Source organism: Collinsella sp. AF16-8 (assembly GCF_003462695.1).
Lineage (GTDB): Bacteria > Actinomycetota > Coriobacteriia > Coriobacteriales > Coriobacteriaceae > Collinsella.
In genome coordinates, this window is sequence record NZ_QRXX01000001.1 from 1 (window position 1) to 26,819 (window position 26,819).

Genomic DNA, 26,819 nt, shown 5'->3' on the forward strand with positions numbered 1-26,819 from the left:
CGGGCGTCGAAGCAGTAGGGCACGCCGCCGACGGATACGGGGCCGCGCGCCAGCGCGCCGGAGCCAGTCGCGTAGTACCAGGTCCCGCCGTCGAGGACCCACCCGGTCGCCATAGCGCCGGACGAATTAAACCAGTACAGGGAGCCGTTGCACTCGTGAAGGCCGGTAGCCATGGCACCGCCCGCGTCGGGCTCGAGCCAGTACCAGGCGCCGCCGAGGTACAACCATCCGGTATATGCCTTACCGTCAGAGTTTGCGTAATACCAGGCATTATCTTTTAACTGCCAATAATAGAGAGAAACATCTACATACGCATAATTCATATCAACGTTGCCGTTGATTCCAGGGACTTTTCCGTTGCTCTTATACTGCCAAAAACTGTAATTGCCGGTATAGTCACATTGCGAGTTATATTGAGCAATCCAATGATCCCAAGAGCTACTCTTAAATACAGAGTCAGTCAAAATGTTGTTAAACCAATTTAAATTTGCATAAATACCAGGCTCATATCCTGCGGCAGAAATCCTATTACAAAAAACCTGCGCCCTCGATGCAATTCCGGTTTGACGTCCATTTGCAATTATCGAGTTATCCTCAAGATCGTAATACACCGGCAATCTTGGATTATGCCCAGAAAGGCAATTGATCACCATTGATGCCTCATCAGCTGCCTGCTGATTATCAAAAGCATATGAATAGATATAGACGCCGTAGGGAATTCCGAGTCGCTCGCACTCAGAAATATTTCGATTAAATTGATAGTCAACTCGACCGCCCCAAGATGGAGCGCCAAATCCAACACGCAGAATAGCGAAATCGATACCAGAAGCCTTAACAGCATTCCAGTCAATACGTCCTTGATGCTCACTGACATCGATGCCCTGCGCCGTAGCCCCATCGGGAAGAATGTCCATGGACAATAAGGCTATTCCATCTTCTTCGGAAGAAGCATCCTCTGCGACCAATTGCCCATCCTCATAACGCCAGGAATTCTCAACTAGGGACCGCGCAGCTTCCGCGTTCGAGGGGAAAACAAACACAGAAATGGGCGCAAGGACCATCAGCACCAACAATGCCGAAAATAACTTAAGATGTTTGCTCATGTAAACCTCGTCATTCGTTCTTGTTTGCGTTTAGCTTACAGCATGGCTGTGAAAGATTTCCGAACATCCAACTGGACAAGATGCCATCTGGGACGACAAATAACTGCACGCAATACCACAATGTAAACAAGAACTTCCCAGCAGGGTCAAACCAAGGACTCTTAGTCCCTACTCTTAGACCCAAAGAATGCCGACATCAGTTAGCTTTCAAACCAGATGTCAAAAAGGTAGGGGGCCCAGAGAGTCCCCTACAACTCGGAATTCTAACGAATCAATATTACTTTCGATGGACTCAAAGCAGTCAAACCAGAAATACGGTTTCCATAACCGTCACTATGCCAAAACAAGTTTTCACTAGGCGTATTGCCCCAGAAAAAGCCAATGTGGCTATCGTCCGCATATGGGTTGTAAGGATTGAAGAACACAATGTCCCCCTTACGAGCCAAACCGCTACGTAACAACTCATCAATAGAGTTGAAATAAGTCACGTTTGCGCACGTATCGATAGCGTAGCCGTACCAACGATAAGCGTTAACGCAGCCGCCCCTTCCGGGACCTCCACTCCAAGGGGAATGGCTCTGCTCGGCGGCAATGGGAGCTAAATTACCGCCCGCTTTCATATATGCATGCGATACAAATCCGCCGCAGTTCATACCGGTATACCCGTCCCAACGAGGATCACCCTTTGGATACATGCATGTTTCTTGGCTAAGATGCGTATCGTAGCGTGTTCCACGGTAATAGCCGTCGTTTTCGTGGCTCATAAGCCAATTGACCAGACTGGACCTATTAACCCCCAAAACAGAGCCAGACGTATTCAACCATGCACCACTTGCATTGAAGTAATAGTCAACGCCATCGATTTTCAGCCACCCGTTAGCAAACATGGCACCCGAAGGCTGAAGCCAGTACCACGTACCGCCGTCATTAAGCCATCCAGTTTTCATCTTGAACGTGGAAGGGTCCATCCAATACCACGCACCGTTGACATATTGCCACCCAGACTTAAGGACACCATTGGAAGATGCGTAGTACCAAGTATTGTCGCTTTCGCCAGAAGCTCCATTCGACATAATCCATCCAGATGTCACATTGACGGCACCGCTTGCATCCACATAGAAAACCGCATCTCCAATATGAATCGTACCTGGCAATGAAGACAAGTCGGCTCGATCAGCGACTACGGGAGATCCATCAGATGAAGTAGGCAACGGCTCGCTCAGTGCTCCAGACGAATTCGCCCATGCCATACCGTCGCTCAAGTTGATCCAACACGAAGAAGCCATCGCACCGGAGTCAAAAGAATAATAGCGCGTGTCGCCTACCGTATATTCACCAGTGCGCATTGCGCCGGATACATCATCAAGGTAATACCAGGCGTTTCCGGACTTTATCCATCGCCCTCGTTGAATAGCTCCGTTTGATGCGGCGTAATACCAAGTACCATCAGCAAGTGCCCAGCCTGTTGCCATGGCACCTGAACTCGTAAGGATATAGGAGGATGTACCCACTTGCATAAAGCCCGTGAGCATAATATGGCTTCCTGGATCCAAGTAATACCAAGAATTCCCCAGAAGTAACCAGCCTCCATGCAGCAAGCCGTTGGAGTCAGCGTAATACCAGTTGTTGTCAATAAGCGCCCACTGGGAGGAGAGCATGGCCCCTGAACTGTTAAAGATATAAGGGGTGTCATTACATTCTTTTAGCCCGGTGGCCATAGAACCGTCTGCAGGATCAAGCCAGTACCAACGACCCCCATCCGAGAGCCAGCCCTTTACCAGGGCGCCAGAGCCTGAGAAATAGTGCCAAACGGAAGCATCAAGGTGCCATCCGATAAGCATTGCGCCAGAAGAGGAGAATCCATACGTGGCTTCCCCGATCTGCAGCATTGTATCGTGGACCATCTTGCCCTCATCATCCAGCCAATACCAGTTGCTGCCGTCTGAAAGCCAGCCTTTTACCATGGCGCCAGAACCGGAGAAATAACGCCAAGCAGAAGTGGGGCCTGTAGAATCTAGGTACCAGCCGACACGCATTGCACCCGAAGAGGAGAATCCATAAGTTGCACCCCCGACTTGAACCAATCCATCCTGAGCCATTCGACCTTCGTCGTCGAACCAGTACCAGCTACCGTTTATGTGTCTCCAAGAAGAAACAGCGATTGTTCCGTCGGACAAGCCCCAACGCCAATAACCAGCCCCTTCTTCGGGTGATATCCACCCCTGATGCCAAACAATTTGATTCGAAACCTCAGAAGGGGTCTCATTATCAACCTGAGAGTTCTGCTCGACAGCGAAGGTCGATTCGCGCTGAGCATCAACGCCTGACTCGACAGAAGCAATAGCAACGTTAGATGCGGGACCTTCGTCAGTGTTATTCGAATCAAGGGCGTATAACATCGAGGGCGAACCCAAAAGGAGTCCCAAAGAAACAAGGCCCGAAAAGACCAACACCCCGAATGAGCATTTCTTCATAGCAGCACGGTATCCAATCACGCAGCGACCCCGTCACCTCAGGGCAACGGGGCCTCAATCAAAACTAGCTCAATAATGCGTTAGCCAATTTGTTGGCAGTTCTTGCACTCTCGTAAAGCACCGCGCTTCCGGGCCTCCTGGATAGAGATCTGCGAATAGCCCTTTGCGTCCTTGCCAACGGTACGACACTTATGCGTATGGTAAACATCGCTACCGCTCTTATACCAAACTAAACCGTAGTCCGGAATCCACTTGCCGTCCTCGCCGACATAGTAGGAGCCAACCCAGGCATTCGTAGCCATGGCGCCGGAAGACTGGAGGTAGTAGTCGCCGACCCAGGCGTCGTGGGCCATAGCGCCGGAACCGCTAAAGTAGTACCAGGCGCCGCCGACCTGACGCCAGCCGGTGGCCATGGCACCGGCGCTGTCGAACCAGTACCAGACTCCGCCAATGTTGACCCAAGAGTTAGAGGCCATAGCGCCCGAACCTCCGAGCCAATACCACGTGCCGCCATTGCTGAGCCAGCCGGTTGCCATGGCGCCCGAACCACTCGCATAGTACCAAGAGCCACCTGCCAAGAACCAGCCGGTAGCCATCGCGCCGGAATCGCCGAACCAGTACCAGGAGCCGCCCAAGCTGCGCCAGCCGTTAGTAACCATGGCGCCCGAGCCATCGAGGTAGAACCACGCACCGCCGATATTAAGCCAGCCAGTGACCATCGCACCGGAAGCGTTGGCGTAGTACCACGTCCCCGAAACGTTGATCCAGCCGGTCAGCATGACACCATACTCGTCGAAATAATACCAAGTTCCACCGATATTATGCCAACCGGTCAGCAGTTCGCCACTGGAGGTCGCATAGAACCACTTTCCATAGATGGAGTCATAGGACCAGCCGCTATGCTGCATGCGGCCATCGGCGTTGGCACCAGGGGTGTTCAGGAAGTAGTTCTTGCCGTCAATCTGAACTCGGCCGTATGCCATATCATGGCTTTCGGGATAGAAGTAATACTTGTCCCCACCGATAGACTGCCAGCCCGATACCGCGGTCCCGTCAGCGCCAAAATAGTACCAGACAGCTTCGTATTCGTTATGCCACTGGTTCGTGACCATGGCGCCAGTTTCGGGATCGAAATAGCGAAGGTTGCCGTCCTCGCACCGAACGAGTCCAGTCTTCGGACGTCCGTCGGAACACCATTCCGTAATCGGTCCACCGCCTCCGCCACCGCCAGCAATATCAGCAAATGAGGGCGCCGGGGCAACCGTCATGCAGGCAGCGGCAAATGCAACAACTCCCAGCACTGTTAGTCCGCGCCATCTTTCTCGAAGGTTTTTCATACGACATCCTTTCTCCGAGATTTAAGGCTCTCTTAAGTTATTTTTAAACTATCAATTCAGTATTTCAACGGGAAATCGATAAAAGGTGTCTTTGTGACTGCAATTTAAATATAAGCCTTCACACCTTTACCGTTTCGTCAATAAGCTTCTAAGACAAACTGAGCGCATGAACGAACTGATTAATAAAATCACAAATTACAAACCTTGGTCATCAATCACATCTACCGCGGGCCGATAGCGCCCGCCTTATGTGCTGCGATACAATCAATCTCACTAAATGCCAAATCAGCAAGCCGAAGGAGCCAACGTGTTAACAATTCACTATGGTGATATGGAAAACGTTATCTACAACACGTCGGTTTACTTCGATAACGTCTATTCGCCCGAATGGTTTCAAGATGCTTTTGCGCAGAGAATTATTAAATCCATTGATAAGGGCAGCGTGGTTGGACCCGGCGCAATAAACACCAAGATCCTAGGCATTATCCCACCGGAAAGGCCATCGGGCGGAACTAAGACGCTGCTGCTCATGTACTTCATGCCTCAGAACATATACAACGCCACAACCTGTAGCGACAATTGCGCTTACTGGATTCTAAGAATCGCCGCACAGCATGATCTGACGATCAACCTCTACCATCTGATGGATTTTGGAAACGGCAAGTTCACGGCAACCATTGCAAACACGGGTGATGTCGTTCACACGATGTTCGACCTTGTCCCTATAGCCGCAAAATGTCTAAGGGAAAACTCCTGACACGCGCTTTCGATATGACAAGGGCCGCTTGAACGAGGAGTACTTGAACCCCACCGCTCTTGCAGCTCTTGAGGGCACTTTTGCGATCTCGAAATTACTTCGCGCTAAAGCGAGGAGTACTCGCTCTCGGCAGATAGGTTCGGTCCCAAACACGGATCACCGTTGAGGAAGAACTCCGGCGAGCGCTGCATGAACAGTGCCCGCTCGCGCTTCCAGCGGCGCAGTTTTTCCTCATTGGCCTCTTCCCTGCCGCGCGAGGTGAACTCGTAGTGGCACAGCTCGGCATAGAGCATTTGCCCTCCTCCAACAAAACACTGTCACTAACTTAGTCCACCAACCTCGCCATTTGTTAAGCAACAAGTGCGAGCGGTAGGTATTGATCTACAACCGTTGGGGATTGAAAAAATGCAGTAGCCGAAAACGTAATATCTTCCGATTGGCGCGTCATAAAAAATAGAGGGCGTCCCATAAAGAGAAGCCCCCTTGCAAAACGGCCGAACCGCTTTTCGAATTGAGAAATATTTTGCACCAGATGCCTAGGAATCGCAAGAAGGCACATCTTCAGCGTCACACAAATACCATGCGCCAATCATTTTCGACAAAAACGAGAAGGAGGAAGTTATGACCTCCGCACCTTTATAGTAGTTGATGTTGCGATTTGCCCTAGAAATAAACTTGGAAAGCCATTGTGCTTTGTGCTTAATAACGCCTTTAGACGACACCTCTTTGTGCAGATATAGCGTTGTGACAATCTGGCGTATTCGCTCATTGCTCATCCTTGCCTTACGCTGATAAGAGCCAATCCCATCTATTTTGCTCAATGCCTTCATAACACCGTTATTTGCCCTTCGGGCATTCTCACCCGAAGCAAGACCATTAAGAATGCAACTATTGTGAGCACACGCGTTGCGGAGATCTTTTGCCGCGCGAAGCAAATAAAACCTATCGCGAAGCTCATCATCGTCAAACCGTTTGGCGCAAAACAAAATGAATGAATTAAAGGCGCCAAAGGTAATAACTTCCAGAAAGGCCCAGACAGGCATATTAAAACCACTGTATTTTGCAAGAATGCCTGCAGAATAGGCACTCGACTCACAACGTGAAATCTCTTTTTTGACCCAGTTGGTCACATTCCCCTTGCTATCAAATGTATCCTGCTCGCTTAAATAGTCTTGAACGATTTCGTAACCGTCCTCGGCATGCTGCTCTATCCTGCCCAGCAAGTCAACTTTGCAGAAGTGCTCAATATCAAGAGCGAGCGAAATCATCTCGTTTCGAAGCAACATATCAATAATCGAAAGGTCAACAAGCATCTTGAAATCTAAGTTGACATATTCACCCTTGCGTTTTCCATCAGAAACCTTTGGAAATCCGGTGCGGTACGAGCGCAAGCGAAAGTAATTGTTGTTCTTCGTCAGATACTCGACCGCCTCTGCCTCGCTCATATAGCGGAAACGGACACCCTTGCTCTTAAGATGGGAGACTTGTTCCCAAGGAGTAAGCCAAGGCTTTTGATCGCACATATCTTGTTGACGAATAGGACTATTCATTGCGCTCTCCAGCGTATTTGATGAAATAACAGATCTAATTTTATCCTAACTGTAAATACCTATTAAACAGCCGGACGCTCATGCAAAAACATCATGGCACGCCGCCGCCCATCTCGCCTTGAGCTCGTGACAGCGATAGCCCTCGCGCTTTGCGAATGGTATCTTTGTTGCTGCAAATTAAAACACGCAATGCTATAGATAGACGGATCGTAGTGGTACAGCTCGACATAGGGCGTAAAGATGGTGCGGTAGCCCGCCTCCCACACGCGCAGGCAAAAGTCCGCGTCGTTAAAACCGACGGCGAATTCCTCGTTATAGCCTCCGACCTGCTCAAATACGTCGCGTCGGACCATCTGACAGGTGCCCGTTACGGCGCTAAAGTTGCCCGGGCGCACAGCGCGGGCAAGATAGCCCTCGCGCTTTGCCGAGAAGTCCTGGTTGGCATGGGCAAGTGCGCCACGCACGCCAACTAAAATGCCGGCATGTTGCACCAGATGATCGGCAAAGTAGAGTTTGGCGCCCACCACGCCTGCATCGGGACGCTGCAGATACCCCATCATCTCTTCGATGAAGTCCGGGCTTATGACCTCGGTATCGTTGTTGAGCAGCAGCAGGTAGTCGCCCTTGGCGTGCTCCACACCAAAGTTAATGATTTTGGAGTAATTGAACTCGCCCGGCCAGTACATAACGCGCGCGATGCCCTTGCCTTCGGATGTTGCAGCCACGCGCTCTGGCAGGGTTTCGTAATACGCAAACGTCTCCGGGGCTTCGCTGTTGTTCTCCATCAAGACAATCTCGTAGTTGGCATACGTGGCCTTCTGGGCGATCGACATTACACAGGCATCGAGCGTCTCAACGTGATCCTTGGTGGGAATCACAATGCTCACCAGCGGCGCAGGCTCCGGCAGCGCATAGCGCATGCAGTAGACAAACGGCGTCTCGGTCTCCTCGACCGTTCCGCAAATGCCCAGCGCGTTAAAGTGGCGCTGAAGCGCAAGGCGCCCGGCTTCAATAGCATACGGCTTGCTATCGGCAGAACCGTCGGCGGTCGATCCCGGATGCACGCGCCAGTGATACTGCACATGCGCAACGTGCTCAAAGCGCGCGCCGGCTGCAAGACAGCGAAGCGTCAGGTCGTAATCCTGGGCACCCGCGACGTCTTCTGGCGACATGCCAATGCAATCGATGAGCGCCTTCTCCACCATCAGAAAATGCGTCACACAGTTATGGCTATAGAGCAGGTCGACGTTGAGCTTGGTCTTAAAGACTGGCCGGCCCCACTCCCCCGTTTTCTGGAACATGTCTTCGTCGCAGAAAAGGACCCGGAGATGATCGTCCTCGGCCGCCTTATTCAGCGCGGCAACATAGTGGAACAGCGTGTCCGGCTTCAGAATGTCACCATCGTCCAAGAACGCGATGTGGTCGCCAGTCGCTTGCTGAATACTAGCGTTGGTGTTGACTACAATGCCGCCGTTGCCGGGCAGCTCAATGCGATAAACGCCCTCGTTGTGGGCGCCTGCCGCAAGGGTGGCCACCACATCCCATTCGGTCGAGGCGTCCATAAGGAGCAGTTCCCAATTGTCATAGCTCTGGACCAGCACCGAGCCCAACAGTTCGCTCAGGTAGACCCGATCGGTCTTGTAGCACGGAACTACAGTGCTCACGAGCGGCTTATACGCAAATGCCGCCGAAGCGACACGTTGGCACGCCAAACCACCTGGCTTTGCGCGATGTTGCTCAAAACAACGGCGATAGACAGCGTCGTCCGCGCGCGCATCCTTCATGCGGTTCCAGCTGCCATCGACCATACCGTTGTACAGGAGGCCATCCATGGCGCAAACACCATTCTGGATCTGCCCCGTGGGATCGATCGCAGTCGCGACAAAATCTCGTATATCCTGAGGCATCTCTACACTTAGATACGTTTTTTTGACGCAGCATCCGTTCTGCTGGAGAACGTCGACCCGCGACTCAAACACATGCACGGTGGCATCGATGGCGTTCATATACGTATCGAAGATCTGGAACTCAGGGGCGCACCTGGGGTCTCCCGTCCACGTGACCTCATAGCGCCACACCACGCCGCGTCGGCTGGCAAATAGCGAACGGCATCGATTTCGCAGCAGCCGCAGTACTCACCACGCTGTGCATCGCGGATAAGCGCGCATAATGCAGGTTTTGCCTTGTAATTAACCTTGAATTCCAGCTTTGCCATGCGGCTATCAAAGCGAATGGAGCCCCACTTTTGGCCACCGGACGCAAATGCGACATCAATCGATGGGCTATCCAAAAACGGAAGCACCAAGACGGCGAGCTCGCGCTCGTCATCGCACGGGCGAAGGCCCGGGAGCCTTCTTACTCAATAAGCGCGGCGACATCCTCGCCGACAAAATGAAGCAGCACAAACAGGCGGCCTTGGCTGCGGCAAAGCGCCAAACGCTTGACACTCATCTACACTTCTCGCTTTCCAAGGGCATTCGCGGCCATGCGTTTGCACGCGCCCAGACGTCCAAACCTCAAGACGTCGTAATCGAACATGAGCTTTTTGCACGCACGGACATTGGGAGCATTGCCGGCGAGCGCCGCACGCACCATAGCGGCAACCGAGAACGCGCATTGCGTGAGTGCAGCATCGCTGCCCACAGCAGAGTCGGCAAGCGCCACGGAAACGGCAGCAAACACCTTGCCGCAGTCCGAACCCAGCAACCTGAGCGCATCGTACAGCACCAGATCGCAAAGGAAGTACGCGAGGTCATCGGCATGCCGGACATCGAGACCGTCGCGCTGCCAGTCAGCCAGCACGGCGGAGTAAATCTTCACGTGCTCCAGCAGACGTGTCTCGTCGTCGTAGCGCATGGTGTCCATGAGCGAACCCTTGCGCGCCACGCGGTAGTCGTACAGCTTGTTCGAAATAAGCGCGGTCTTGCGCGAGCGACCGTACACGGCAAAATCGAAGACCTGGTCCTCGCCATACTTGACGGTTTCGTCGAACACAATCCCGTTGCCCAGCAAGAAGTCACGCTTGCAGGCGGTGCGCCATGCAAAGGGGCGAGACGCCTCCTTAAACAGTAAGTCGGAACTAAAGCCCTCAAACGACGCATCGCGCGGGCTCAATACATAGTTGAGCCACGGATACCCCGCCTCGAGCGGATACGGATTCGCGCCAAAGGTCAAAACGTCGCAGTCCTCGCGCTCAAAGGCATCGACGATCACGCGGCATGCATCGAGCGTAAACCGGTCGTCGGAATCCAAAAACGCAACGATAGGCGCCGTGGACGCAGCAATGCCCGCATTACGCGCGCTCGACAGGCCGCCGTTCTCCTTATCGACCAGCGTAAAGCGCGCGTCCTTTTCGCAATAGGCAGCCGCAATATCGCGCGAACCATCCGGCGAGCCATCGTTAACCAGTACGCCTTCCCAATCGGGCATGTCCTGCGCAAGCAGGGAGTCCAGGCACCAGGCCAGGCACTCCTCCACTTTATAGATGGGAACGACAACAGAAATCTTGGAAGTAGCCATAGTCAAGTGCTCCTACTGTGCGGCCGGAACGTCATCGGGGTGCGGATTGTCGCCGTAGACGTGCTGATACGTCAGCACGCGCCAGACCAGCGGCAGGCCGCCGATCTTAAAGTAGTGCTTAAACGTATTGAGCTTGCCCGGTTTCTTAAAGTCAAAGCGCGAATCGATATAGACACGGGGCGATTTGACCATCAGGCGCAAGTCGGTCTCGCCACGCGGATCGAACAGCGACAGGTCAAAGCGACCGGCATCCCAATCGGCCTTGAGCTCGGGCGAGGCTTTCTTCCAAAACTGCTCACGCAGCTCATCGACCAGGCGTTCATCATTCCAACGGTACGCATCGACCTTCATGCGCATTAAAATGCCCTGGAGCTGAGCCTTGAGCTCGGGACGCTCGTCCAAAAAACGTTGCATCTCGGCATATTCGTCGCACACGCAAAACACCTTGTTGGGCGAATTAACGGAGCTCTTCTCGTTGTCTTGGCGATAGCACAAAATGGGGTCCGCAATAAACGCGGCACGCTCGGCGCATGCCCAGACCTTAAAGTTAAAACCCGCATCCTGATACGAAGCACCCGGCGTGGGAAGGAACCGAATCTGATTGTCGTTGAGGAACTCGCGCCGATAGATAGCCGACCAAATGGAAGGTTTGCGGTAGAAAATGCCCGGGCGATCGACGGGGCGATAAGCGGCGCCCGTCATATGCTCGTCGATGATCCCAAACAGCTCACGGCGTTCGCTGGGCGTGGACCAATACAGGTAAAAGTCGCCCTTTACCACATCGGCATGTTCAGCATCGGCCTTGGCGACCAGCTTTTGGAGCGAGTCCTCAAACATAAAGTCGTCGGACTCAAGGATGCCCACGTACTCGCCGCGAGCCATCTCCAGGCCGCGGTTCATCGAGTCGCCGTAGCCGCTGTTGGCTTTATCGATCATCTTTAAACGGGGGTCGCGCTCCATGTACTCGCGGATGATATCCGGCGAGCTATCGGTGGAGCCGTCGTTGATACAGATGATCTCGATGTCCCTGAGCGTCTGCGCCACGGCAGAATCGAGGCACTCGCACAGATAGCGCTCGACATTGCAAATGGGGACGAGCAACGAAACTTTAGGGGTATCAGAGTTCTGCAAGAGAACCTCCTGTTGAATAGCGTGTAACAGGGTTATTTTAGCAGCCGAGTTGCGGCGGGCGGCAGCGCTTGGAATTAGAGAAAGCGCTCCAGGCAGGCTTTGAGACCGCGAGTCGAAAGATAGAACAGCGTGGCGTCTACCATCGAAACGCCCGAGGTCGCCGCAACGAGCTTGTGGGCAACACGGCAAACGGCGCCCTTAGCAGGCATATCCGCCCACTCCGTTCCCAAAAACGTGGTGAGGTCCATGTTGACGCGAGCCGCCACGCGATGGAAGTCATCGGCATCCAAGCGCGCCAGGTCGAACACAATGAGGTCCAAAAACCAGGTTATCAGCTCACCGGGGCACAGGTCCAAAAGACCGTAGGCCGCCCAGTCCTCCAAGACCTCCTCGAGCATCCTCATGTGGGCGTCAAGTTTTTTGGCGCGAGCCTCGACACTGTTGAACTCGTGCGTCGCCGATTCGCTCTCCATCACGTAGTGGTAAAACTTGTCCGGCATGACGACGGTCTTGCGGGCAAGCGAATAAGCCGCAAATTGGAAGACGACGTCCTCGCCCAAAGCCAAGCCGGGGGCGAAGCGAATGCCTTCGCGATTGAGCAGCTCGCGCGAAAAAGCCGCACGGCAGGCATACGGCTGCGCATTCGCATGGAACAGCAACTGGGGATCACGGGCGCCGAAGGTACCGGCTTTGGGGCTCATGAGTTGCTGGACGCGTTTGGGGGCAGCATCGGCTGGTTCACAGACGCCGCCAAAAACGGCGGCCTCGGCATCTACAGACTCCATGGCATGCAGTACGCGCTCGACCGTCTGGGCATCGATGTAATCGTCGACGTCCACAAAAAAGACGGTCTCACCCTCGGCGGCATCGATACCGGCATTTCGAGCACACGAGACGCCCGCGTTTTCCTGGTCAATCACCAGTACGCGATCGTCGGCCTGCGCGACCTGGTGCAACACGTTCAACGAATCATCAGTTGAACCGTCGTTGACGCAGACAACCTGAATCGAGCGCTCGGACTGAGCCAACAGCGAATCGAGGCATCGCTGAATGGAGCGCGCAGAGTTGTAAACGGGGACGATAATGGTAGCTTTAGGACACGAGGTCTCTCCCATGCCGACCTACCCCCTCAGCGATTCGATGAGAAAGGCGGCGACCACGCCTGGGCCTCCAACCGAGGCGTAATACTTAGCACGCCCCAAGGCACCATCCGTCGCAAAACTCGGATGCTCGTCAACCCAGCCCTCAGGATCTTTGAGGATGGCAGCAAGATTCGCGCGCTTCCACGGCTTGAGGTCGTCAAGCGAAAACTCCCCCGCGTCCAAGGCCGCCTGAAATTCCTTTGCCATCTGCACCAGGAACTCCTTATAGAACTTAGGCGCCAAGCGCACGTAGTTCCACATGTACGAATCGTACTTAATGAGCTGATTGAACTTGAGCATGCGCGCGACGTCATCACTTGCGTGGTCGCGGGCATAATCCTCTCGAATCCAGCGCTCAATCTCGGCATACTCGGTATTGACGCAAAAGACCTTAGCCGAAGAATTGACCGAGGAATTCTCGTTGTCCTGGCGATACGACAACACGGCATCATGCAGGTAAACAGCCTTGTCGGCACATGCGATCGCCTTAAAGGCGAATGACGTGTCCTGAAAGGATGCCCCCGGAGTCGGCAGGAACGTAATGCCGTTGCGCTCAAGAAAATCGCGACGGTACACGGCCGACCAAATCGACGGCTTTTGCTTAAAGAACTGCGTCGTATCGCTCGGGTGCACCGGCTTGCCGCAATCCTGAGGTCTAAACATCTCGTGCAGCGAGCGGCGCTCCTCGGGCTTAGACCAGTAGAAATCAAAGTTCGCCTTCGCGAAGTCGGCATTATTGCTATCGGCGGCCGAGACAAGCTTTTCGAGTGCGTCGGACGCCATAAAGTCATCGGACTCCAAGATGCCCACGTACTTGCCGCGCGCCATCTCCAGACCGCGGTTCATCGAGTCGCCGTAGCCGCTGTTGGCCTTGTCGATCATCTTGACGCGCCTATCGCGCTCCATATACTCGCGAATAATCGCCGGCGAGTTGTCGGTCGACCCGTCGTTAATGCAGATGATCTCAATATCCTTGAGCGTCTGCGCCAGGGCGGAATCGAGGCACTCGCGCAGGTAGCGCTGAACATTGTAAATGGGAATAAGCAGCGACAGAACAGGGCTGCCAGAGGAATTAGTAGACAAATGTGCTCCTTAGGAAATACCTGTCGTTTCATGGTATCAAAGGGTCAGCGCGCCGGCAGGCGTTTATATAATCTATGGAGCCTCTTGCGCGCAAAGCAGCCCCACGTCATGCGGCGGGCCCATGGCAGGTTCCTGCGTTTTATTCAAAGCTTGCCGACAAGGTGCGGTGAGCCTTTACAATAGAACAGTCCCAAGGACGTATTCGATAGCTTCCGCGCAGCGCTCGCCCGCCGCGCGTGAAAGGATATATTGCCCCATGCCTTCAACCCTTCCCGCTCCCATCGATAAGCTCGCCATCGTTGTCGTTACGTACAAGCGCCAGGAACTCCTGGCCAACCTGTTCGACTCCATGACCGAGCTCACGGCAACGCCCTGGCGCATCGTGATTGTCGATAACGAGAATTCGCGCGAGACCGAGGCCATGTGCACCGCATTCAACGAGCGCCTGGCCAGCCTGTGGGGCATCGACACCGAGCAGCCCGACGCGCAGGGCGGCACCGACCGTGTCATCTACGCCCCGCAGCTCGAAAACGGCGGCGGTGCGGGCGGCTTCTCCGCTGGCACTAAATGCGCCTACGATCTGGGGGCCCAGTGGTTCTGGGTGATGGACGACGACGTGCTCGTCATCCCCGAAGGCATCGAGCGTCTTGCCAAGTGGACCGACCGCTACGATGTCATCCAGGGTTCGCGCCTGGACTTTGACGGCGGCGCTTTCTTTTGGCAGTACCAGCTCATCCTTTCGCTCGGCATCCCTAACCCCATCGCCAAGTGGGACTTGGGGCCCGAGGGCTACCGCACCATGAACCAACTGTGCTTTGAGGGCGGCATGTTCTCGCGCCGCGTGGTCGACAAGATTGGCCTGCCCGACGCGCGCTTCTTTATCTACGGCGACGATGCCTGCTACGGCTACGTGGCCAGCCAGCACTTCCCCGCCGCCGTGGTTGCCGACGTGGTGCTCAAGCGCGCCCGCGCCGTCTCCAACTGGGATATCGCCGGCAAGCGCCAGCTCAACTCCACGAGCGACACCAACCGTTACTACATCATGCGCAACCGCGGTTATCTGGCACGCTACATGCAGATCTACGGCGACTACCACCCCGTGCTGTTCCGTCTGGGCAATGCCGCGACCTTCTGCAAGGAGTTCATTCGTCTGGCAGCAGTCGACAAATGCTTTAAGACCGGTATTCCGGCGCTGCGCCGTGGCATGAAGGACGCCCGCAAGATCGTTAAGGACCCAAACTGGAAGCCCATGCCGCCCCTGAAGGACGCCGAGTAGTAAAGGGCTTTCGCCCGCCGCTACAGTCGTTGGCACACCACGGACACACGCTGACCGTCAAAGCCAAAACCCCAACGCATGCGCCCGACGGCGGGGCGCGGCACGCGGATATCATCGATGCCGTCGCGCTCTATGTCGAGCAGCGCCTGAACCGCCAACAGTTCCAGGCCCAGGGCATCGACGCCAGGGTCGTACAACATGTTGACCGTAATGAGCGGTCGCTCATCGAGCATGCCGAGCGTGTCGGCCACGTCAAACACCCGACCGGTGGGAATCACCTGGATATCCCAGCGATCCGAGACGCCACTTCGCTTGGAGCTGGGATTGCAATAGCCGGGCAGTCCAAAGCAGAGCCCCTGAAGCGCCAGATGATAGGCTGTCGGCATATCTGATTGGCCCACATCGATGCCCAGATCGCCGATAGCACAGCTCAAAGCTTGCTTTACAGTGTCCTCGTCTCCTCGACACAGCCCGTCATGGAACGAGTCGATAACTCCAACGTCCTCAACGGCGCACTCAAACCATTCCAGAATTACAAGACGGAGCGCCTGACGCACTTCGTTATTAGGCAGACGCAGGGAACGAAGGCACGCGCCGTCCTCCGAATGCCCCGTCATATCCGTCGTAAGGAATCCAGACAGATACAGCGCAGTCCAGATATCTTCGGGCTTGGCGGCATCGACCTCCTCGGCATGCATATGCACTGGCGCCTCAATAAACCCATGCGGCTCAACCAAATCGAACAATGTGGACAGGCGAATGAGATTCCAGTCGCCGACGCATGCGCCCAGACGGTCGGCGTAACAATACAGATCCGCCCGAACGGGCGCGACGCAATCGCGATGTGCGTAGTCCACCACGCGCTCCGAGCTCGAGCAATAAAAACCACCAAACAGATAGCCCTCGAGCCACTCACGCGCGTCATCCAGACAGCCGTTGCGACCGATGCAATCCAACAGCACTTGGACTTCGTCGTCCGAAAAACCGAACCATCGATCACACCAACTCGACAACGCTGTCGCCGACCGATAGGAAACCCCACGTTGGGACAACGCAAGCTCGGCAGGACCGGGGCGCTCGCCCATAAGACACGTCAATCGCAACGAGTCGCCGGCGTCGGCAATGGTGTCGAACAGCATTCGGCTGAGCGACTCTAGGGAATCCACGCTACCGTCGTCCTTAGCGTCCAAACGCTTTGGACATACCGCGTCGTAGTCGTCTATCAGAAGAACAACCTGCTCATCGAAAGCTGCCTGGAGCAGCTTGATAAGCACGCCAAGCGCCGCATCGATCTCCTTATCGCTGGCCACCCCACGCGCCGCCCTCTCGATAAGACGAACCTCACGTCTTGACAGATCAGGCGCGGCAAGCAGCGGCAGTAATCGGGCGCACTCGCGCACGACAGCCCCGCGAATTGCTGCCGCAGCACCAGCACCATGCCTCGAAGCGGCAGCTGTAAAGTCGAGCATGATGACCGGATAACTCGCGTACTCATCACGATAGCGACCGCCGCCCGCCTGCCAAATCTGGGTACCAGCGAACAGGCTTCGATCCGGCAGCCGGCGATCAGGTCGTTCCAAATAGCACTTGAGCATCGATAAATTCATGCTCTTGCCAAAACCCTTGGGCCGACAGCAAAGCGCAACAGGTGCTTCACTGTCCAATATATCGGCAATAAACATAGTCTTATCGACGAGTAAACACCGATTGATTGCATCGGAAAAGTCGCGTGCATCAACCGGTAGAGCTGCGCTATCCGCATGATTGAGCAACCGTGCACCAAACGCATGAGTAAAACCACAATTCACCTGTTCAGACACCGTAAACTCTCCTTCTAACGCAGCACGATGCCCATTGTAGCGAGCGGGTAGAGCGCAACAATATCGACATGCAAACGTTTCGGGCAGCGGTAGCAACAGACCCCCGAGGGGGCATAACAAATCGTTGCACAACAAAAAAAGGGGGGCCGATGCCGCCGCACCGGACCCCGTCCCAAACTCTTATAGAAAACGATCTGGAAGATTACTCCTCCAAGCCGTCCTCCCCAGAAGCCTTCTTCTGCTGATCGAGCTTATGCTTACCACTTACGATAGACGTAGCGCCCAGTGTGGCCAAGCTTGCACTGGCAAGGCTCGCCATCACAATCAGATCGCCCGTCTTGGGCATGTTGCCGCCCGAGGACTTGGTAGTTGTAGTCGTCGTGGTCGTGGTGGTCACCGTTTTGGAGTCATTTTGCTCTTGGACCTGGTTGTCAGCACCGCTCTTGTCGTCGTCTTCGGACTGTTTCTTTTCGCCCTCGGCCTTGCTCTTGTCCTTCTCCTCAGATTCAGACTTCTTATCCTCGTCCTTCTTCTGTTCGGACTTGTCGCTCTTCTCCTCAGAGCTAGAACCCTTATCGGATTCGGTCTTCTCGGAAGCCTTGTCCTTGGAGTCGCCCTTTGCGGCTTCGATCTTTTCCGTGGAAACCTGATCAGAGTTGCCCTTGTTCTGGGTCGAGCCGTTATTGACGCCAGCCATCAGCGAAGAGCCCAGCGTAGAACCAAGCTGCTCGGAGAAAGAAGGCTTCTTGTCCGGCGAAGCAACGGGAACGTCCGGCGCCTTATTCGAGTCATCCTTGGAAGCATCGGAACCAGGGGTTGCGTCAGAGCCGGAGCCGTTGTTAGAGCCGGTGCCAACGGACGAATCGCTCGAGCCGGTGGATGAGTTAGAGGTGCCAGCGCCGGTCGAACCAGAAGCGTCGCTGTCCGTATTGCCTGCAGAGCTTGAAGACGAATCGCCCGCAGCAGAGCCGTTCGAAACGGAGCCGTTCGAGGTAGAGCCGTTGTTGGTAGTGCCACCAGCAGAGCCATCACCGTCAGTATCGGTCGAGGGCGAATCCATCCTGTCATCGTTGGCATCGTCGCTCGAGTCGTCATTCGAATCAGGCGTCGGCGAGGGCGCCGGCGTGGGCTCGGGCTGCACGGGCGTCGCAGCGGCAGCGGCCTCGTCCTCGGCGATATAAACCAAGCAGTCCTTCAGCTCGTTGCGGTAGCGGTTCTTCCAGCCCTCATGATACTGGGGCTGGCTCGAATACTTGGTCGCCACGTTATTGACCACACTGTTGGAAAGCGCCGTCACAAACTCGCGATCAGTCATACTGTTAGAAAGGTTTGCCCAACGGAAGAAGTCCCTGCAGCCACCGGTGCCGCACATGTTGGTGATGCTCCACACCATGCCCTTAACGCAATCGGCACGGCCCGAAATATCAATGCCCAGGCCGCTCTTGAGCCACGCCTCGGTCACCGCATAGTACGAGTTGTACGCATACGCATCCTGCAGAGCCGAGAACTCAACAGGGTCGGTGTTATAAGCACCTTGGAAAGCCTCCTGCGCAATACGGCCCAACTCGGTGAGCTGGCCGTTCTCGTACATGGCATTGCTCGTGTTGGAAATCTCGCTGCCGCGATCAATCGCATCCTTGAGCATGCTGTATTTTTCGGGGTTGTAGTTGTAGGCCTGCTTCATAAACGGAATGAGCGACCATCGACGGTCGAACTGGTAATAACCCAGCGCGTTATAGCCGTCGCCATACGAAAAGCCCTGGTTATAGTTGCCATGGCTCTCGTACTTGGTAAAGTACTTCATCTCGGGGGTAACGTTAACAAACGAAACGCCCTGGACCGACCTCAGCACGCCCGAGAAGGACTGCTGGGTATAGAGACCCTTATCGATATCGGTGGCACCCGAGGCAACGCCCGGCGTGGGCTCCTCGGCAGCGGCGGGTGCCGGCGCGGAAACGGCGCCAAACGAAAGCGCCAGCGTCAGGCCCGCGACAATAGCAGAATGCTTGCGCTGCATAAGATCCTCCCTGCATTGGTGTAGTTAAAGTGCAGTTTGCAAAGATAAAAGTAAGTATTGCAGCTCGCCCGTTGTTGCACAACAACCCCTCGGTAAACGGCAACAACCCTCCGCGAAATCTTAAGGAATTAAACAAACTGGTCGTCGGGCGCCATCAGAAGCTCGCCGTATCGCTCCATCAGCCCGTCCCTCAACTGACAAAAAGCGGGAATATATACGTTCAAGATGCGCTGAATCAAATCTTGAGCGAGCTTGTTGTCATAGATATGGACGTTCGTATTGCGGTCTTTGAGCATATCTAGCCAGGCCGCCTCATCAATAAAGTCGTAGAATCGGTAGGACTCCTTCAAGATGGCACGAGGAGACCCCGACGCGGCAAGCGTGGCGCCCTCATACTCGAGCAGACGCTTAAGGAGCTTCCAGCTCAGTTCAAATTGAAGATTGAACTTATTAATCAAACCACTCTGAACAAAATCATTGTTGAGATCCTGATTGGGCGCATCCTCAAGATTCGCCAAGGCGCTGACAAAGTTCTCATATTTTTTCATACAGAATCACACCATCCCTGGCAATTTCATCGAGCAATTGACGCGATAAGGACTCGTCGAGATTGACGACATCTACATCTAAAAGAGTATCAAGGCGCTCCTCGATCAAATATAACAACCGGCCGAAATCCCGGCAACCTGCTACGGCGATGTCAATATCGCTCTTAGGCAAGTTGTCACCTCGAGCGCGGGAACCAAACAGCACAACCTTCTCGGCGTCACATTCCCGAGCAAAAACTTCAATTTGCTTATACACCTTGTCGAGAGATGTCATTTGCAGCCCTACAGCTTAATGTCGAAGTTGATCTCGGGGACGGCAGCAAGGTCAGCCAACGACACGCCGTCGACGTACTTTTCGATCACGTCGTCCAGACCGCGCCAGAATTTGACGGTCGAGCAGAGATCGCTGCGGGCGCAGCTGTTGTCGATACCATCGCACGCCACCGGAGCAGTACTGCCCTCGACAGCGCGCAGGATGTCGCCAGCACGCACCTCGGATGGATCCTTGGCCATCATGTAGCCGCCGCCCTTGCCGCGCACGCTCTTAAGCAGGCCAGCCTTCATAAGTGGACGAACCAGCTGTTCCAAATACTTTTGCGAGATACGCTCGCGGTCGGCAACCTCGCGCAGGGCAATCTTGCCCTCGGCGTCGCCCAGCGCCGCGATATAGATCATCAGCCGGAGGGCATAGCGGCCCTTGGAAGAAATGAGCATACCTACCCTCCCATCGCATCTGGGACAACATAACCAGGTTTGTTTGTCCCATTTCTTAAGTAAATGGGACAAACACAACAGGCTATTTTGTCCCACATCTAGAAAAGTCGAGTGGATTAGTCGGGTTTTCCCTTGACTAACGCCGAACCCATAGTAACTTTATTCCGAGAAGATTCCTAGGGTTTAGTACACCTATGAGTACACCATATACAGAGAGGGACAGCATGAGTGCAAATCCGCTGCTTTCCATCGAAGGTCTGACTGCCTCCGTGGACGAGAAGACCATCCTCCACAACGTCAACCTCAACGTCGCCGCCGGCGAGACCCATGTGCTGATGGGCCCCAACGGCGCCGGCAAGTCCACCCTCGGCCACCTGGTCATGGGCGATCCTGTCTACACCGTCAACGACGGCCGCATCGTCTTTGACGGCCAGGACATCACCGAGCTCACCACCGACAAGCGCTCGCGCGCCGGCCTGTTCCTGAGCTTCCAGGCCCCGGTCGAGATCCCGGGCGTGCCGCTGTCGAGCTTTTTGCGCGCCAGCATCGCCGGTCGACCCGGCTTGGAGATGAAGGGCAAGGAGTTCCGCCGTCGCGTCAAGGAGCTCGCGGCCGAGCTCAACATGGATACTGCCTACCTCAACCGCGAGCTGGGCGTGGGCTTCTCGGGCGGCGAGAAGAAAAAGGTCGAGATGCTCCAGCTTCTGCTGCTGCAGCCCAAGCTCGCCATCCTGGATGAGACCGACTCGGGTTTGGACGTCGACGCGCTTTCCACCGTCAGCCACGGCATGGACGCCTACCGCAAGAGCTGCGACGGCTCCATGCTCATCATCACGCACAACACGCGCATCCTGGAGCACTTGGATGTCGACCGCGTCCACGTTATGGTCAAGGGCCACATCGTGCGCGAGGACGATGCCTCGCTGATCCCCTGGATCGACAAGAACGGCTTTGAGACCTTCGAGCGCGAGGCCGCCGAGCAGCGCGCCCAGGCCGAGGCCGCCGCTGCCGAGCAGCAGGCGTAAAGGGGCGACGCAATGACCAAGAACCGCACCGAGGTCGCGGACATCGACCGCAGCCTCTACGACTTCACCTACGGCGAGGAGGGATTCGAGCGCCTCGACGCCGGCATCACGCCCGACATCGTGCGCGAGATCAGCGCCAAGAAGGACGAGCCACAGTGGATGCTCGATCTGCGCTTAAAGTCCCTCGAGATCTTCAATCGTTTTCCCGACCCGACGTGGGGCCCCTCCATCGAGGGCCTGGACATGGACAACATCGTCACCTACGTCAAGCCCAACACCGACCAAAAGCACGACTGGGAGTCGGTGCCCGACGACATCAAGAACACCTTTGAGCGCCTGGGCATCCCCGAGGCCGAGCGCAGCTACCTGGCGGGCGTCGGCGCGCAGTACGACTCCGAGCTGGTCTACCACAACATGCAGGACACCGCGTCCAAGATGGGTATCGTCTATTCCGGCATCGAGGAGGCCCTGCACGACCCGCAGTGGGAGCCGCTCATCCACGAGAAGTTTATGACGCTCATCCCGCCCACCGACCACAAGTTTGCGGCCCTGCACGGCGCCGTATGGTCGGGCGGCTCGTTTGTCTACGTGCCCAAGGGCACCAAGTTGGACTTCCCGCTGCAGAGCTACTTCCGCCTTAACGCCAAGGGCGCCGGCCAGTTTGAGCACACGCTCATCATCGTCGAGGACGACGCCGACCTGCACTTCATCGAGGGTTGCTCCGCGCCCAAGTACAACGTTGCCAACCTCCACGCCGGCGCCGTCGAGCTCTTTGTGGGCAAGCGTGCGCACCTGCGCTACTCGACCATCGAGAACTGGTCCAAAAACATGTACAACCTCAACACCAAGCGTGCGCGCGTGGACGAGGATGGCGACATAGAGTGGATCAGTGGCTCCTTCGGCAGCCACGTGGGCTACCTCTACCCCATGAGTGTGCTCAACGGCCGCCGCGCCCGGTCGAGCTTTACCGGCATCACCTTTGCCGGCGCCGGGCAGAACCTCGATACCGGCTGTAAGGTCGTGCTCAACGCCCCCGAGACCTCGGCAACCGTCGAGACCAAGGGCATCTCCAAGAGCGGCGGCATTCAGACCTTCCGCAGCTCCATCGTGGCCACGCCCAAGGCCGAGGGTTCCAAGGCAACCGTGAGCTGCCAGTCGCTCATGCTCGACGACCAGAGCCGCTCCGACACCATCCCCGCCATGGACATCCGCGCCAAGAACGTCGACATCGGCCACGAGGCCACCATCGGCCGCATCGGCGACGACAAGGTGTTCTACCTGATGAGCCGCGGCATCTCGGAGGAAGAGGCCCGCACCATGATCGTCAACGGCTTTGCCAACCCGGTCTCCAAGGAGCTGCCGCTGGAGTACGCCGTCGAGATGAACAACCTGATCAAGCTCGAGATGGAAGGAGCGATCGGATAATGAAACAGGAAACCAACACCGCTGCCACCACGCTCGAGCAGGTCAACGCGATGCCCGCAGCAACCTGGGGCTGGCTCAAGATGAACCAGACCAAGCTCGAACTTTCGAACGAACTTGCCGCCGCTCCCACCGAGGCCGTTGAGGTCGAGGGCTTGGACGAGCAGCTTGCCGGCTCGGCCGACGCCTTCGACGCCGCCATGGACGCCATGGCCGAGCGCTTCCCCGAGCGCCGCGCCTCCGCCCCCGGCGACGCTGCCGACCGTGCCCGCATCACGCCCGAGACCGAGCTCGACGTGCCCGCCACCTCTGTCTACCAGGCCGGCGCCATCAAGCTCGAGGAGGAGCTCTCCCCTACCGAGGCCTTCGAGACCGGCATGGGCGAGGCCGCCTATGCGTATCTGACCGAGCACGCCACCAAGCGCATCGTCATCGATGTTCCCGCCTACCAGCACGCCGCCGTTACCGTGCGCGTGAGTGGCGTCGACGCAGCGGCTGCGATTGCCGCCATCGACGTCGTCGCCCGCCCGCAGGCAACGCTCGACCTCGCCCTAGCCCTGGACTCCCCCGTTGCCGGCGAGGGCGTCGTGGGCTCCGTGCTGCGTGTGTGCGCCCACGAGTACGCCACCGTCAACGTGACCTGCACGCAGACACTCGACGACAGCTGGATCGCACTCGACGACACCGGCCTGTTCCTAGACGAGGGCGCGCGCGTCAACGTGCAGCACACTGTCCTGGGTGCCGGCGCCAGCGCCACCGGCCTTGCCGGCGACCTGCTGGGCGATACCGCCAAGGTCACCATCGATACCGATTACCTGGGCGCCCGCGAGCAGGTGCGCGACTTTAACTACGAGCTGCGCCACCGCGGTCGCAAGACCGAGTGCGAGATCGACGCCAACGGCGTGCTGACCGGCACGTCCAAGAAGGTCTACCGCGGCACCATCGACCTCGTGCACGGCTGCAAGGGTGCAACCGGCACCGAGCGCGAGACGGTGCTTTTGGCCAACAAGGGCGTCGACAACAAGACCGTCCCCGTCATCCTCTGCGACGAGGACGACGTCGCCGGCAACCACGGCGCCACCATCGGTCACGTCCGCGACGAGCAGCTGTTCTACCTCGCCTGCCGCGGCCTTGACCAAAACGCCGCCGAGGACCTGTTCATCCGCGCCAAGCTGGAAGACGCCGCGCTTTCCGCCACCGACGAGCGTACCCGCGCCGCCGTCGTCCGCTTGGGCAACAACCTGATCGACAACTTTGAAGAGGAGCTCGCATGATCGACACCGAGCACGTTAAATGCGACACCTGTACCGCCCCCGAGCCCATGGAGCTCGACGCCAGCGACGAGGCCTCGCGCGGCTGGCCTACCGTAGACATCGAGACCAACCCCTACAAGGCACAGTTCCCGCTGTTCCAGCAGCATCCCGAGATCGCCTTCCTCGATAGTGCCGCCACCGCGCAGCGTCCCGCCTGCGTGCTCGACGCCGAGCGCGATTTCTACCAGCGCATGAACGCCAACCCCCTGCGCGGCCTGTACTCGCTGTCCGTCGAGGCCACCGACGCCATCGCGAAGGTCCGCCAGCAGATCGCTGACCTCATCGGCGCCTCACAGGCCAACGAGGTCGTCTTCACCCGCAACACGAGCGAGTCGCTCAACCTGGTCGCTAAGAGCTTTGCGCCCACAGTGCTCGAACCGGGCGACGAGGTCGTCATCACCATCATGGAGCACCACTCCAACCTGATTCCGTGGCAACAGGTCTGCCGCGAGACCGGCGCCAAGCTCGTCTACCTCTACCCCACCAAGACCGGCCAGCTCACCACCGAGGAGGTTCTTGCCAAGGTGGGTCCCAAGACCAAGATCCTAGCCGTGGGACAGGTCTCCAACGTGCTGGGCGTCGAGAACCCGGTCAAGAACCTCGGCAAACTCATGCACAAGTACGGCGGCTACCTGGTCGTCGACGGCGCGCAGTCGCTGCCGCACATGCCGGTCGATGTGGCCGACCTGGGCGCCGACTTCTTTGCCTTTAGTGCGCACAAGGCCATGGGCCCCATGGGCATCGGCGTGCTGTGGGGCAAGATGGACCTGCTCAACGCCATGCCGCCCATGCTTACCGGCGGCGAGATGATCGATTCGGTCACCGAGCAGAACGCTGTCTGGGCTCCCGTCCCCGAGAAGTTCGAGGCCGGCACGCAGGACGCCGCCGGCATCTTCGCCACGGGCGCCGCACTCGATTACCTAGTCAACACGGTGGGTTACGAGAACATCCAGGCCCGCGAGCAGGCACTCGTCCACCATCTGATGGGCGAACTCATGCAGCTCGACTTTGTCCAGATCATCGGCTCCATCTATTGGGACAACCACCACGGCGTCGTGAGCTTTAACGTCAAGGGCATCCACCCGCACGACGTAGCGAGCATCATGGACATGGACGGCGTCTGCATCCGCGCCGGTCACCACTGCGCGCAGCCGCTGCTCACCTGGCTGGGCGTCGAGAACCTTGCCTGCTGCCGCGCCAGCGTGGCCTTCTACAACGACAAGGCCGATATCGACAAGTTCATCGCCGGCCTGCATCACGTTTGGAGCACGTTCAATGGGTAATCTGTACACCTCCACCACGTTTATGGAGCACAACTCGCACCCCGACTATAAGTACGAGATGGACGCCCCCACGCACGAGCACGACGGCATCAACCCCAGCTGCGGAGACGAGCTCACCTTGCAGCTACGTGTCGAGAACAACGTGATCGAGGAGGCCTCCTTTACCGGCCACGGCTGCGCCATCAGCCAGGCAAGCGCCGACATCATGGCCGACCTCATCACCGGCGAGACCGTCGAGGAAGCTCGCCGCTTGGCAGAGCTCTTCCTCGCCATGATCCGCGGCGAGCAGCTCTCCGAGGAGGACTTGGAAGACCTGGACGAGGCCGCCCAGCTCCAGGACATCTCGCACATGCCCGCCCGCGTCAAATGCGCCGAGCTCGCCTGGCGCACCCTCGACGGCATGCTCACGGGACAAAATAATCAGTAGTATTTGTCCCAAATCTTAAGAATTTTGTTGGCCGAATCGCTTGACAAGAGTGGTTCGGCCATTTTCTATTCCGAGCCCTCAGCCTGAGCATTCACCCGAACATAAGCGCGCACGATACGAGAGACGGTACTCTTGCTGATTCCCGTATATCGTTCGATCTCGCGCACCGTGTAGCCGACATCGTGCAGGGCGAAAATGATTCCATCTCGCCGCGAGGGCGCTACGGTCTTGAGTTCGTTGAGCGGCACGCCCAGGCGCTTCGCCATCTTGTCGGCAAACGCACGCCGCTCCCACTCTGTCTCATCCATATCGTGAATCACCGGATCGGAACCATCGGGCATCGACAGAGAATAATCCAGAAACCCCTTGGCAGACTCAAAGAGCTCAAGCACACAAGAAGGGTCCGAAAATCCCCTCGTCGTATCGTTGTCATACGCTCTCAGATACTCGGCAAAGCTGCTCCAGGGATAACGCTCGATCAGGGCGATACCCGCCTCCTGCGGATTAGCGTGAACATAGCGAATGGCAGCCATTAGATATCGGTCGGTATCGAGCGAGCGCCGGTCAAAACGGTTCTGGAACAGATGGCCTGTGCGCCCCGTGCGTTTATTGAACCGCCGCGCGTACGTCAAAAGCAGCCGGTGCATCGCCGCGCTCATCGCGTCCTCGTAATCTGAAAGCACAAGATGCACGTGATTGCCCATAAGGCACCAGGCGATAACCGTCACGCCCGCCTCGCGGCAGCAGTCGCGCATCAGTTCCAAAAACTCCCACCGGTCTTCGTCGCCCTCAAAGATGGGCTGCTTGCCCGTACCGCGGGCACAGACATGGTAAAAACCGGTAACCGTTCTCCAAACGCGCTGCATGGCGCTCCCTTC

At 56.6% G+C, this 26,819-nt stretch carries 23 protein-coding genes; 7 read left to right on the top strand and 16 right to left on the bottom strand.

The window, feature by feature from the left end; translation table 11 throughout:
- From DWW73_RS00015 to DWW73_RS00025, 3 genes are all read right to left on the bottom strand, one after another.
- Positions 1-1,103 (bottom strand): glycoside hydrolase family 25 protein (locus DWW73_RS00015; protein ID WP_304650773.1); only part of this gene is annotated, 1,103 nt, incomplete at its 3' end.
- Positions 1,104-1,366: 263 nt separating this feature from the next.
- Positions 1,367-3,598, bottom strand: coding sequence for an N-acetylmuramoyl-L-alanine amidase family protein (locus DWW73_RS00020; RefSeq protein ID WP_147343532.1), 2,232 nt, complete (start codon positions 3,596-3,598; stop codon positions 1,367-1,369).
- A 59-nt stretch (positions 3,599-3,657) separates the two neighbouring features.
- A complete protein-coding gene (locus DWW73_RS00025; RefSeq protein ID WP_117778411.1) occupies positions 3,658-4,914 on the bottom strand; it encodes a hypothetical protein in 1,257 nt (418 codons plus the stop codon).
- A 307-nt stretch (positions 4,915-5,221) separates the two neighbouring features.
- Between DWW73_RS00025 and DWW73_RS00030 the strand changes: the two genes are divergently transcribed.
- Positions 5,222-5,671: a DUF4869 domain-containing protein gene (locus DWW73_RS00030; protein WP_117778412.1), complete on the top strand. Its 450-nt coding sequence runs from the start codon at positions 5,222-5,224 to the stop codon at positions 5,669-5,671.
- Between the two features lie 104 nt (positions 5,672-5,775).
- On the opposite strand, the gene DWW73_RS00035 is transcribed toward DWW73_RS00030, so the two are convergent.
- The 7 genes from DWW73_RS00035 to DWW73_RS00065 form a co-directional block, all read right to left on the bottom strand.
- Positions 5,776-5,964: a hypothetical protein gene (locus DWW73_RS00035; RefSeq protein ID WP_117778413.1), complete on the bottom strand. Its 189-nt coding sequence runs from the start codon at positions 5,962-5,964 to the stop codon at positions 5,776-5,778.
- A gap of 243 nt (positions 5,965-6,207) precedes the next feature.
- Positions 6,208-7,221: an Abi family protein gene (locus DWW73_RS00040; protein ID WP_117778414.1), complete on the bottom strand. Its 1,014-nt coding sequence runs from the start codon at positions 7,219-7,221 to the stop codon at positions 6,208-6,210.
- Between the two features lie 62 nt (positions 7,222-7,283).
- Positions 7,284-9,299 (bottom strand): glycosyltransferase family 2 protein, encoded by a 2,016-nt coding sequence (locus tag DWW73_RS00045; protein ID WP_147343533.1) that lies wholly within the window; start codon positions 9,297-9,299, stop codon positions 7,284-7,286.
- Between the two features lie 373 nt (positions 9,300-9,672).
- Positions 9,673-10,740 carry a glycosyltransferase gene (locus DWW73_RS00050; protein ID WP_117778416.1) on the bottom strand — a complete coding sequence of 356 codons (1,068 nt, stop codon included), beginning with the start codon at positions 10,738-10,740 and terminating at the stop codon, positions 9,673-9,675.
- A gap of 12 nt (positions 10,741-10,752) precedes the next feature.
- The gene (locus DWW73_RS00055) at positions 10,753-11,871 is read right to left on the bottom strand and encodes a glycosyltransferase family 2 protein (protein WP_158563749.1); all 1,119 of its coding nucleotides are present in this window, start codon (positions 11,869-11,871) and stop codon (positions 10,753-10,755) included.
- A gap of 74 nt (positions 11,872-11,945) precedes the next feature.
- Complete coding sequence (locus tag DWW73_RS00060; protein WP_117778418.1) at positions 11,946-12,986, bottom strand: glycosyltransferase; 1,041 nt, start codon at positions 12,984-12,986, stop codon at positions 11,946-11,948.
- 6 nt (positions 12,987-12,992) lie between these two features.
- Positions 12,993-14,096, bottom strand: a complete 1,104-nt coding sequence (locus tag DWW73_RS00065; RefSeq protein ID WP_117778419.1) for a glycosyltransferase — start codon at positions 14,094-14,096, stop codon at positions 12,993-12,995.
- A gap of 256 nt (positions 14,097-14,352) precedes the next feature.
- Here DWW73_RS00065 and DWW73_RS00070 point away from each other — a divergent pair, with 256 nt between their 5' ends.
- Entirely contained in the window at positions 14,353-15,372 is a 1,020-nt protein-coding gene (locus DWW73_RS00070) for a glycosyltransferase (RefSeq protein ID WP_089571997.1), read from the top strand.
- Positions 15,373-15,392: 20 nt separating this feature from the next.
- Here DWW73_RS00070 and DWW73_RS00075 read toward each other — a convergent pair whose 3' ends face one another.
- The 5 genes from DWW73_RS00075 to DWW73_RS00095 form a co-directional block, all read right to left on the bottom strand.
- Positions 15,393-17,192, bottom strand: a complete 1,800-nt coding sequence (locus DWW73_RS00075) for an AAA family ATPase (RefSeq protein ID WP_117778420.1) — start codon at positions 17,190-17,192, stop codon at positions 15,393-15,395.
- A gap of 202 nt (positions 17,193-17,394) precedes the next feature.
- A complete protein-coding gene (locus DWW73_RS10090) occupies positions 17,395-19,209 on the bottom strand; it encodes a hypothetical protein (protein ID WP_158563750.1) in 1,815 nt (604 codons plus the stop codon).
- Positions 19,210-19,337: 128 nt separating this feature from the next.
- Positions 19,338-19,757: an HI0074 family nucleotidyltransferase substrate-binding subunit gene (locus DWW73_RS00085; protein ID WP_089572004.1), complete on the bottom strand. Its 420-nt coding sequence runs from the start codon at positions 19,755-19,757 to the stop codon at positions 19,338-19,340.
- Complete coding sequence (locus DWW73_RS00090) at positions 19,744-20,031, bottom strand: nucleotidyltransferase family protein (protein ID WP_117778421.1); 288 nt, start codon at positions 20,029-20,031, stop codon at positions 19,744-19,746. The genes DWW73_RS00085 and DWW73_RS00090 overlap by 14 nt, the downstream gene beginning before the upstream one ends.
- Before the next feature lie 8 nt (positions 20,032-20,039).
- Complete coding sequence (locus tag DWW73_RS00095; RefSeq protein ID WP_117778422.1) at positions 20,040-20,471, bottom strand: Rrf2 family transcriptional regulator; 432 nt, start codon at positions 20,469-20,471, stop codon at positions 20,040-20,042.
- Positions 20,472-20,695: 224 nt separating this feature from the next.
- On the opposite strand from DWW73_RS00095, the gene sufC reads away from it, so the two are divergent.
- Genes sufC through sufU form a run of 5 tightly spaced genes read left to right on the top strand, consistent with a single transcriptional unit; the run spans position 20,696 to position 25,941 of the window.
- Entirely contained in the window at positions 20,696-21,496 is an 801-nt protein-coding gene (gene sufC, locus DWW73_RS00100; RefSeq protein ID WP_006235561.1) for a Fe-S cluster assembly ATPase SufC, read from the top strand.
- A 12-nt stretch (positions 21,497-21,508) separates the two neighbouring features.
- Positions 21,509-22,921 carry a Fe-S cluster assembly protein SufB gene (gene sufB, locus DWW73_RS00105; protein ID WP_022094821.1) on the top strand — a complete coding sequence of 471 codons (1,413 nt, stop codon included), beginning with the start codon at positions 21,509-21,511 and terminating at the stop codon, positions 22,919-22,921.
- Positions 22,921-24,192, top strand: a complete 1,272-nt coding sequence (locus DWW73_RS00110; RefSeq protein WP_117778423.1) for a SufD family Fe-S cluster assembly protein — start codon at positions 22,921-22,923, stop codon at positions 24,190-24,192. The genes sufB and DWW73_RS00110 overlap by 1 nt, the downstream gene beginning before the upstream one ends.
- Positions 24,189-25,514 (top strand): aminotransferase class V-fold PLP-dependent enzyme, encoded by a 1,326-nt coding sequence (locus tag DWW73_RS00115; protein ID WP_199413441.1) that lies wholly within the window; start codon positions 24,189-24,191, stop codon positions 25,512-25,514. The genes DWW73_RS00110 and DWW73_RS00115 overlap by 4 nt, the downstream gene beginning before the upstream one ends.
- Positions 25,507-25,941, top strand: coding sequence for a Fe-S cluster assembly sulfur transfer protein SufU (gene sufU, locus DWW73_RS00120; RefSeq protein WP_117583738.1), 435 nt, complete (start codon positions 25,507-25,509; stop codon positions 25,939-25,941). The genes DWW73_RS00115 and sufU overlap by 8 nt, the downstream gene beginning before the upstream one ends.
- A gap of 65 nt (positions 25,942-26,006) precedes the next feature.
- On the opposite strand, the gene DWW73_RS00125 is transcribed toward sufU, so the two are convergent.
- Positions 26,007-26,807 carry a transposase gene (locus DWW73_RS00125; RefSeq protein WP_117778424.1) on the bottom strand — a complete coding sequence of 267 codons (801 nt, stop codon included), beginning with the start codon at positions 26,805-26,807 and terminating at the stop codon, positions 26,007-26,009.
- Positions 26,808-26,819 lie beyond the last annotated feature (12 nt).

Coding starts and splice junctions, on each gene's coding strand:
- DWW73_RS00025 (WP_117778411.1), bottom strand. CDS start 4,914: ATGAAAAACCTTCGAGAAAGATGGCGCGGACTAACAGTGCTGGGAGTT.
- DWW73_RS00115 (WP_199413441.1), top strand. CDS start 24,189: ATGATCGACACCGAGCACGTTAAATGCGACACCTGTACCGCCCCCGAG.
- DWW73_RS00085 (WP_089572004.1), bottom strand. CDS start 19,757: ATGAAAAAATATGAGAACTTTGTCAGCGCCTTGGCGAATCTTGAGGAT.
- DWW73_RS00035 (WP_117778413.1), bottom strand. CDS start 5,964: ATGCTCTATGCCGAGCTGTGCCACTACGAGTTCACCTCGCGCGGCAGG.
- DWW73_RS00050 (WP_117778416.1), bottom strand. CDS start 10,740: ATGGCTACTTCCAAGATTTCTGTTGTCGTTCCCATCTATAAAGTGGAG.
- sufB (WP_022094821.1), top strand. CDS start 21,509: ATGACCAAGAACCGCACCGAGGTCGCGGACATCGACCGCAGCCTCTAC.
- DWW73_RS00090 (WP_117778421.1), bottom strand. CDS start 20,031: ATGACATCTCTCGACAAGGTGTATAAGCAAATTGAAGTTTTTGCTCGG.
- DWW73_RS00040 (WP_117778414.1), bottom strand. CDS start 7,221: ATGAATAGTCCTATTCGTCAACAAGATATGTGCGATCAAAAGCCTTGG.
- DWW73_RS00060 (WP_117778418.1), bottom strand. CDS start 12,986: ATGGGAGAGACCTCGTGTCCTAAAGCTACCATTATCGTCCCCGTTTAC.
- DWW73_RS00110 (WP_117778423.1), top strand. CDS start 22,921: ATGAAACAGGAAACCAACACCGCTGCCACCACGCTCGAGCAGGTCAAC.
- DWW73_RS00070 (WP_089571997.1), top strand. CDS start 14,353: ATGCCTTCAACCCTTCCCGCTCCCATCGATAAGCTCGCCATCGTTGTC.
- DWW73_RS00125 (WP_117778424.1), bottom strand. CDS start 26,807: ATGCAGCGCGTTTGGAGAACGGTTACCGGTTTTTACCATGTCTGTGCC.
- sufU (WP_117583738.1), top strand. CDS start 25,507: ATGGGTAATCTGTACACCTCCACCACGTTTATGGAGCACAACTCGCAC.
- DWW73_RS00095 (WP_117778422.1), bottom strand. CDS start 20,471: ATGCTCATTTCTTCCAAGGGCCGCTATGCCCTCCGGCTGATGATCTAT.
- DWW73_RS10090 (WP_158563750.1), bottom strand. CDS start 19,209: ATGCAGCGCAAGCATTCTGCTATTGTCGCGGGCCTGACGCTGGCGCTT.
- sufC (WP_006235561.1), top strand. CDS start 20,696: ATGAGTGCAAATCCGCTGCTTTCCATCGAAGGTCTGACTGCCTCCGTG.